We start from the raw sequence: 8,316 nt of genomic DNA, 5'->3' as shown, positions 1-8,316 counted from the left end.
GAGCTGCTTCGGGTAGGGCTTGGTCAAGAAGCTCATCAACTTGCCGGCGACCGCATAGCACAGAAAGCTGGCCACGGCCACCGCGATGAGACACTTGATGAGCCGCCACCGCAACTCCTCCAGGTGGTCCAGGAATGGCATGCGCTTCTCGTCCCGCACCTTGCGTTCTTTTTTGTCCTCAGCCACCACTCAACCTACCGGACTGCCAAGCCTCCCGCTCGCCGACAAGATGAATAAGCCCCTCGTTCGGGCCAGAAGCAGAGAGGGGCTTGGTTTGCAGTCGGCGTCTGGGAAGCGCTGGCTGATATCGCTATTTCAGCGTCAGGCCCGAAAAACCGAGAAAAGCAATGGACATAAGCCCGGCCATGATAAAGGCAATGGGCACGCCCCGCAGTGCCTCCGGCACATCCGCCAATTCCAACTTCTCCCGAATGCTGGACATGAGCACCAATGCCAGCGTAAAGCCAACCCCGGCAGAGAAACCGTTTACCGCGCTCTGGATGAAATTGAAATGCTCCACCTGGTTCAGCAACGCCACCCCCAGCACGGCACAGTTGGTGGTGATGAGGGGCAGATAGATGCCCAGGGACTTGTACAGTGCCGGACTGCTCTTCTGGATGACCATCTCCACGAACTGCACCAGGCTGGCTATGGTGAGGATGTAGGCAATGGTCCTCAAGAAACGGAGATCCGGCGCCTGGTGACCCGCAAAAACCAGCCTGAAGACGCTGGAATCAGGGAGCAGAATGTACTTTTCCACCAGGAAAGTAACCACCGACGCCAGGGTCATCACAAATATCACCGCGCTCCCCATGCCCACGGCGGAATCCAACGACTTGGAGACGCCGATGTACGGGCAGATGCCGAGGAAGCGCATCAGGACGAAGTTGTTGATAAAGATTGCGCCGACAGCGATAATCAATAGGCTCCGAACGTCCATAGGTGACCTTCTCTTGCTCCGGTTCGTGCGGCCATCAAGACCTTGCCCGCTTGCGATCGATCCAGTTGAACAGACCCAGCAGGTAACCGACGGTAAGAAAACCTCCCGGGGCCATAATCATTAGGAGCACTGGCTCAAAGCGCTCACCGAAAAGAGGATGTCCCATGATCGTGCCTGCTCCCAGCAGTTCGCGGATTATGGCCAGTGACAGGAGGCCAAAGGTGAAGCCCAACCCCATGCCAATTCCGTCCAGCAAAGACAGACCCACGGAGTTCTTGCCAGCGAACGCTTCCGCGCGCCCCAAGATGATGCAGTTGACCACGATGAGCGGCACGAAAATGCCCAGCGTTTTGTAGAGCACGGGCGTGAACGCGGCCATGACCATATCCACGATGGTGACGAAAGTGGCAATCACCACGATGTAGATGGGGATACGAATCTTGGGCGGCACCCCCTTGCGAATCAGGGAGATGATGACGTTCGAGCAGCAGAGCACGAACGTGGCAGCCGCGCCCATGCCAATTGCATTCTCGATGGAGGTAGAAACGGCAAGGGTGGGACAAAGTCCCAACACCTGCCGGAACACTGGGTTCTGCTCATAAATGCCTTTGACCAGCTCGCGCCGTGCGGACATCTGTTCTCTTCCCTCGTTCTCCTACTGGCTCATCAGCGGCGAAAGCGACTTGGTGGAGTCTGCCTCAGCAGCTACTTCACGCGCGGCGGCACTGCTCAGCCAGAGCCGCAAGGAGTCGATCGCGGCGGCGACCCCGTTGGCGACGGCGCGCGAGGAGATTGTCGCCCCGGTGATGCTGACAATAGGCCCACCGTCTTTGTCCACCTTGCACTGCGCCGCAGTACGCCCAACGAATTGAGCCTGAAAATAGGGCACTGTCTCCCCGGCCCGTGTTTCCACAATCTTGGTCCCTAGGCCTGGCGTCTCGCGCTGCGCCAACACCCGAATGCCCACGATGGTGAACGATGTGTCCACGCCCACCAGGGTCTCGACATCACCGGCGTACCCTTTTCCCTTTCCGGTGACCCCATAGCCGACCACTCGCCTTGACCCTGGTGACTCGTAGCCGACGTAGTAGAGGATGCGCCCGTCGCGGCTCACCGATTCAATGGCGTCCGCGGGCACCCCCGGCAAGGCAACACCTAAGGCTTCCAAGGTCTTCAGTTGCTGCTGCCGCTCGATCCGCGGCTTGGTAACACTATTTACCGCCGAGAGGGCACCTGCTGCCACCACAGTGACCAACAACAGTGTGCCGCTGAATTTGCCGATCTCCTTCACTTCTTCTCTCCCAAGATCCTTGGCCTTGTGTGGCGATCCAAGAGGGGAACAGTGAGGTTCATGAGCAAGATTGAATAGCACACTCCCTCTGGGTACCCGCCAATGAGCCTGATGACCATGGTTATCACCCCACAACCAGCACCGAAGAGCAGCCTCCCTCGAAAGGTCACCGGCGAGGTCACCATGTCGGTGGCCATGTAGAAGGCCCCGAGCATCACCCCACCCGACAAGAGATGAAAGAGCGGTTTTCCCGAAAAGAGACCATCGGTGCCAGCGAAAGCCCAGGACAGCAGAGCCACGGTGCCCAAATAGCTGACCGGGATCTTCCAGCCGATGTAGCGCTTGTACAACAGGAACAGCGCGCCGACGAGCAGCAAGAAAGCAGAGGTCTCTCCGATGCAGCCGCCGACTCTGCCCCAAAAGAGATTCCCGTAGGAGTCGTAAAGCGCTCCCATCGCTTTGGCGTAACTGGCGTACGAGGTCGGATCGGCGGCAGAAGGGTGCGCTAACACGCCGCGCGCCACCTTAAGCAGCTTCAGCGGCGTTGCCTGGGTCACGGCATCAATCTGCAGGGCGCTGATGGTGGCCGGGTCGATGCCGCACAGTGAACCGCCTCGGGGGGCCACAGTGAAAACGGTCATGGACGTGGGCCAGGAGGCCAACATGAAGGCGCGGCCCAGCAAGGCAGGGTTCATGGGGTTGTAACCCAAGCCGCCAAACGCATGTTTGCCCACCACGGTGCCAAACACTGCCCCGATGGCTGGCAGCCAGAGAGGGACGGAGGCGGGCACGTTGAAAGCGAGCAGGATGCCTGTCACCAACGCGCTCCCGTCAGCGACGGTAATCTTCTTGCGCATAATGGCTTGCACCGCTGCCTCGCTGGCCATTGCCGCCGCCGAGGCGACGAGCATGATCCACAAGGCCTTCAGCCCAAAGAAATAGACCGCGCCCACTGCCGCCGGGAGCAGCGACAGCACCACGCCGTACATAATCTTGGGGATCGATTCAGCGTCGCTCAAGTGCGGCGATGCCGAAAGAAAGCGCTCCTTCTCCATTCTCCATCCGCCTCACGTTGCCATCTGTGCTCAGCTCCGCATACTCGAGTCTCATGCGCTCTTGGGCGCGGCCGCCCGCTCGAGCTGGTACACCTTCAGCTTGCCGTATTTCATCAAGTGCACAAAGGGGATCTTCGCGGGACAGACAAAGGCGCAGCAGCCGCACTCAATGCAATCTAACAGGCCATAGTCTTTGGCTGCGGCAAAGCGCTCGTGTCTCACCAGCGTCTGGATGTGGGTCGGGACAAGCTTCATGGGGCAAGCATCCACGCAGCGGGCGCAGCCTATGCACACCTGAGGCTCAGCGACCCTGCTTTCCCTCTGCGAGAGAACCACAATGCCCGAGGTTCCTTTGATCACGGGCACTTCGTCGCTGAACTGGGCGATGCCCATCATCGGCCCGCCCATGATGATCTTGCCGGCGTCTTCAGTCAGCCCGCCGCAGTGCGCAAAAAGGTGCGCGAAAGACGTCCCCAAGGGCACGCGCAAGTTCTTCGGCGTCCTGACGCCTGGCCCGGTGACGGTAACCACGCGCTCGACTAAAGGCTTTCGCAGTGCCACCGCCTCATAGATGGCCTTTGCCGTGCCGACGTTGTGCACCAGACACCCTACATCCATGGGCAGGCCCCCGCGAGGCACCTCGCGGCCAGTCGCGGCCTTGATCAGCTGCTTTTCCGCGCCCTGCGGGTACTTTGCCCGGAACGAAATCACTTCGTAGCGATTCCCCAACTCGGAGACCGTCTTGCGCATGGTGGCAAGTGCGTCCGGTTTGTTGTCCTCGATGGCGATGACCACCCGCTTGCACCCCAAGATCTTCTGGATCACCTGCACCCCCGCCAGGATTTCCCGTGGCTGTTCCAGCATGAGGCGATGGTCGGAGGTCAAATAGGGCTCGCACTCAGCGCCGTTGATGATGAGCGTATCGATCGGCTTGGTCGGGGGCGGCGAGAGCTTTACATGCGTCGGAAAGGCGGCGCCCCCCATGCCGGCAAGGCCCGCCTCGCGCACGCGCGCCCGCAACTCGTCCGGGGAGCAGTCCATGTAGTCAGGATCAGGCGCAACGGAGGAGGACACTTCTCCCTTGCCGTCGTTTTCAATGACCACCGAAAGGACTCTTCCTCCCAAAGGGTGCAGTCGTGGCTCCACCGCCTTGACCGTGCCGGAAATCGAAGCGTGACAAGGAACGGAGACAAACCCTTTTGCCTCACCGATCTTGTCGCCAATTTTCACCGCATCCCCAACCTGGCAAAGCGGCTCTGCAGGGGCTCCGAGGTGTTGCTGGAGGGGGATGACCACCTGTGGCGGCGGGGGTACCTCTTCGATGGGCAGGTGAGCAGTGATCTTGCACTGAGGAGGATGCACACCTCCAGAAAAAGTCCGCTTCCGTAGCATCCGCAATATCGACTCCGTCGGAATGGATACACATACGGAAGGGCATGACTGCCTCCCTCATCGTGGCGCAGCCAGCCCTCCTGTGCAGCACGCTTAGACTTGTCCTATGCCGATGGCGGCTGCGAAGGTTACTCCCCTTTCAGCCGCCGCAACTCTTCCAAGAACCCTTCCTTGGTCTGGAACTTCCGGTAGACCGAGGCGAAGCGCACGTAGGCCACGTCGTCCAGCTCTTTGAGTCGCGCGGTCACCTTCTCGCCGATGACTTTGGACTCCACTTCCTCGACGCCCATCTCGCGGAGTTCTGCCTCGACACCTGCCACCAAGTCTTCCATCGCCTGCGCCGAGATGGGCCGCTTGGTGCACGCAAGCTGCACGCCGCGCAGCACCTTCTCCCGGTCAAATGGCTCGCGGCGTCCGTCTGCCTTTATGACCAGAAGTGGGCCCGCATCGACGTACTCCTTGGTGGTGAAGCGCCTGCCGCATGCCAGACACTCACGGCGCCGGCGCACAAACTGCCCATCACCGCGCGTGCGAGAGTCAATCACGTGCGTATCAGGGTGAGCACAGAACGGGCACTTCATACCGCCCTCGCCAAGCTACTAAGACGACACCAGAGCCCCCACGAAGGTGTACAGTGGGAAGCGGGCGCACAGTTCGCGCACCGCGCCCCTCACCTGGGCGTAGACCTGCTCATCGCCCATGTGTGACAACACCCGATCGATGAGCTCGGCGATGTACACCATCTCCGGCTCTTTCATCCCCCGCGTCGTCAATGCTGGAGACCCCAATCTGATCCCACTGGTGACAAAGGGACTTTGGTCGTCGAAGGGGACCATGTTCTTGTTGACGGTAATGCCGGCCTGCTCCAGTGCCTTCTCCGCATCCCGGCCGGTGAGCCCCTTATTGCGCAGGTCAACCAGCATGAGATGGCTGTCCGTGCCGCCGGAGACGATGTGGTAGCCACGTTCCATCAGGGCATTCGCCAACGCTTTGGCATTGGCGATGACCTGTGCAGAGTAGGTCTTGAACTCCGGCTCCAACGCCTCCTTGAACGCCACTGCCTTGGCCGCGATGACGTGCATCAAGGGCCCACCCTGAAAACCAGGGAAGACATTGGAGTCCACGATCTCGGAGATCATCTTCAAGCGACCCTTAGGGGTAGTGAGCCCCATGTCGTTCTCTTGGTCCTTGCCGATGAGGATGAGTCCCCCGCGCGGCCCACGCAAGGTCTTGTGCGTGGTGGAGGTGACCACATGGCAATGCGGCAGAGGGCTGGGCAGCAGCCCCGCGGCGATGAGCCCCGCCGGATGAGCAATGTCAGCGATGAGCTTTGCCCCGACGCTGTCAGCAATCTGGCGGAAAGCCGCATAGTCGATGGCGCGCGAGTAGGCGCTTGCCCCGGTGATAATCAGCTTGGGACGCTCGCGCCGGGCAACCGCTTCCACCTCCGCCATGTCGATGTAGCCGTTCCGGTCGACACCGTAGAAGACCATCCGCAAGAAGCGACCGGAAAAGTTCACCGGGCTACCGTGCGTCAAGTGGCCGCCATGCGCCAGATTCATGCCCATCACCGTGTCGCCAGGGTTGACGAAAGAAAAGTAGGCGGCCATGTTGGCCTGCGAGCCCGAGTGGGGCTGCACGTTGGCGTGTTCAGCACCAAACAGCTTCTTCACGCGTTCCCTGGCCAGCTCCTCGACCACGTCCACATGCTCGCAGCCGCCGTAATAGCGCTTGCCGGGGTAGCCTTCGGCGTATTTGTTGGTCATCACCTGGCCCATCGCCTGCAGGACGGCCAGGCTGACAAAGTTCTCGGAGGCGATGAGCTCCAACTTGTCGTTCTGCCTGGCCACCTCATCGACGATGGCCTTGTAGACCTCAGGATCGGTTTGCCGTAGCTCTTCCACGGTTTCGCTCTGACAAGTGCACCGCGCCCGTTGCCCTGATCACCCGTTCGGCCGGCTGTTCCGTTCCCCTCAGTAAATCCACTGGTAGCAGTCGACGCGCGTGCGTTTCTTCGCCCACTCGTCTTTGTGGAAGAAGATGTCGTCCTCAGTAGGGATAAGGTTTTTCAGGTAGTCCATGCGGCGCTGGGCATAATCGCGCATTTCCAAGTCCTGGAGTGCCTTGCGGTATTCCTCATAGGCGAACCAGTAGACGAGCTTGTCGTCGAACTTGGGGCTCCGTTCGCCGCGTTGGGTCATGCATGCATCCACCGCGGCCTCGTAGATCTCGCCCGCGACGAAGTAGGCGTAACCATAGCTGGGGTCCAACGACGATGCCTTGCGCGCCAAGGCCCGTGCCTTGGTGAACTGGCCCAGCTCTTTGTAGCAGGACGCCTGCTCACAATAGGCCCGCTTGTTGTCCGGCCGCAACGCCAGGATCTTGTCGTAGACCGCGATGGCCTCTTTGAACTTCTTCATGTTCTGCAAAGCCCCCGCTTGCAGTTCCATCACGTAGGTGTCATCGGGTGTCTTCTGCAAAAGCTTCTGGAAAATCGCCACCGCTTTCTGGTTCTCGTTGCGGTCGTAATAGGCCTTTCCCAGCCTCAGCATGGTCTCTGTGTTTTCCGGATCAAGCTGATGTGCCTTTTCCAAGGCCTGCACGTACCCCATTTCGTCGCCGCTTGCCCGGTAAAGCGAGCTCAACGTCTCCTGGCTCTGCTTGTCGCTGGGATCTTGTTGCAGGACCTTTTCGAGCTGAAGGATGGCGCCTTCGACATTTTCTGCCTTCACGTACAACGCGGCCAAGGCCCTGCGGTCGTTTATTGCATCGGGTTCAATCTCCAAGGCTTCTTCGTATTGCCGGATCGCCTCGGGCACCCTGCCGATGACCGCATACAGATAGCCGAGGCTGCGGTGAAGGTGGGCATTCTGGGGGAATACCCGCACGCCCAGCTCATAGACGATCAAAGCGCTGTCCGGAACATTGAGCTTGATGTAGGCATCGCCGAGAACAGTATAGACCTCCTTCATCTCGTGTTGGGCCGTATCAAGCTCAATGACCTTCCACAGATGAGGGATGGCGTCGCGGTAGCTCTTGTTCTTGTAGTGCTCGTAGCCCAGGCTCCACTTCTTGAGAATCTCCAGGCGCTGTGCGGCCCGGATCGAATCCTGGATCGCCTTGCGGCGGGCCGCCTCCTCTTCCGGCGAGACTTTTGGACCGGTAGCGGCGCATCCCGACCAGAGCGCCAGGCTGCACACCCAACCGATGAGCGCTGCCGAAGCGACCGCCGCCCCGATGCTGCGCACAAGGACTGTTCTCTTCACTGCCAAGTCCTCCTCCAGCTAAATCCTCGTTGCTTTCCCAGACTCAGGTGCGAAATTTGCGAAAAATCGGAAACAAAAGCAAGCAATATTTGGTGCCGGCGTTGCGGGCCGTCTATCTGCTCTATTGGCGCTGGAACCAGCGCTCGGCACCGGCAACGCTGACGAGGAGACGATGCGTCCGCTCTTTCACGGGATCATCGGGTAACGAGCCTCTGAAGGCCCACTCGTAGGCCACGTCTACGCGCCCGAGAAAGGAGAAGAAGGGCAGCCCCCAGCCAATGGTGAAGGCATACTCCCAGAGTTGCCGGCCATCGCCTGTAAGCAAAGGCAGGCGGCCGTAGCGAAAGCCTGCACGATACGCGACCTTCTTCA

At 60.0% G+C, this 8,316-nt stretch carries 10 protein-coding genes; all 10 read right to left on the bottom strand.

Annotation, left to right across the window (positions count from 1 at the left end):
- Positions 1–141, bottom strand: a 141-nt coding sequence (locus H5U38_10410; protein ID MBC7187435.1) for a twin-arginine translocase subunit TatC, incomplete at its 3' end; no start/stop codon positions are given.
- Positions 142–310: 169 nt separating this feature from the next.
- Entirely contained in the window at positions 311–940 is a 630-nt protein-coding gene (gene rsxA / locus H5U38_10405) for an electron transport complex subunit RsxA (protein MBC7187434.1), read from the bottom strand.
- A 34-nt stretch (positions 941–974) separates the two neighbouring features.
- Positions 975–1,574: an electron transport complex subunit E gene (locus H5U38_10400; protein MBC7187433.1), complete on the bottom strand. Its 600-nt coding sequence runs from the start codon at positions 1,572–1,574 to the stop codon at positions 975–977.
- A 21-nt stretch (positions 1,575–1,595) separates the two neighbouring features.
- Positions 1,596–2,231 carry an RnfABCDGE type electron transport complex subunit G gene (locus H5U38_10395; protein MBC7187432.1) on the bottom strand — a complete coding sequence of 212 codons (636 nt, stop codon included), beginning with the start codon at positions 2,229–2,231 and terminating at the stop codon, positions 1,596–1,598.
- A complete protein-coding gene (locus tag H5U38_10390; protein ID MBC7187431.1) occupies positions 2,228–3,286 on the bottom strand; it encodes an RnfABCDGE type electron transport complex subunit D in 1,059 nt (352 codons plus the stop codon). Before H5U38_10390 ends, H5U38_10395 begins: the two co-directional genes overlap by 4 nt.
- Before the next feature lie 51 nt (positions 3,287–3,337).
- Positions 3,338–4,678: an electron transport complex subunit RsxC gene (gene rsxC / locus H5U38_10385; protein MBC7187430.1), complete on the bottom strand. Its 1,341-nt coding sequence runs from the start codon at positions 4,676–4,678 to the stop codon at positions 3,338–3,340.
- Between the two features lie 128 nt (positions 4,679–4,806).
- Positions 4,807–5,259, bottom strand: coding sequence for a transcriptional repressor NrdR (gene nrdR / locus H5U38_10380; protein MBC7187429.1), 453 nt, complete (start codon positions 5,257–5,259; stop codon positions 4,807–4,809).
- Between the two features lie 18 nt (positions 5,260–5,277).
- A complete protein-coding gene (locus tag H5U38_10375; GenBank protein MBC7187428.1) occupies positions 5,278–6,582 on the bottom strand; it encodes a serine hydroxymethyltransferase in 1,305 nt (434 codons plus the stop codon).
- Between the two features lie 69 nt (positions 6,583–6,651).
- Complete coding sequence (locus H5U38_10370; GenBank protein MBC7187427.1) at positions 6,652–7,944, bottom strand: tetratricopeptide repeat protein; 1,293 nt, start codon at positions 7,942–7,944, stop codon at positions 6,652–6,654.
- A 121-nt stretch (positions 7,945–8,065) separates the two neighbouring features.
- The coding region (locus H5U38_10365; protein MBC7187426.1) for a hypothetical protein at positions 8,066–8,316 on the bottom strand (251 nt) is incomplete at its 5' end.

Source organism: Calditrichota bacterium, from assembly GCA_014359355.1.
Taxonomy (GTDB): domain Bacteria; phylum Zhuqueibacterota; class Zhuqueibacteria; order JANLFK01; family Oleimicrobiaceae; genus Oleimicrobium.
The sequence above is the reverse complement of the archived record's forward strand: the minus strand, read 5'-3'. Positions and strand labels throughout refer to the sequence as shown.

Coding starts and splice junctions, on each gene's coding strand:
- H5U38_10390 (MBC7187431.1), bottom strand. CDS start 3,286: ATGGAGAAGGAGCGCTTTCTTTCGGCATCGCCGCACTTGAGCGACGCT.
- rsxC (MBC7187430.1), bottom strand. CDS start 4,678: ATGCTACGGAAGCGGACTTTTTCTGGAGGTGTGCATCCTCCTCAGTGC.
- H5U38_10400 (MBC7187433.1), bottom strand. CDS start 1,574: ATGTCCGCACGGCGCGAGCTGGTCAAAGGCATTTATGAGCAGAACCCA.
- nrdR (MBC7187429.1), bottom strand. CDS start 5,259: ATGAAGTGCCCGTTCTGTGCTCACCCTGATACGCACGTGATTGACTCT.
- rsxA (MBC7187434.1), bottom strand. CDS start 940: ATGGACGTTCGGAGCCTATTGATTATCGCTGTCGGCGCAATCTTTATC.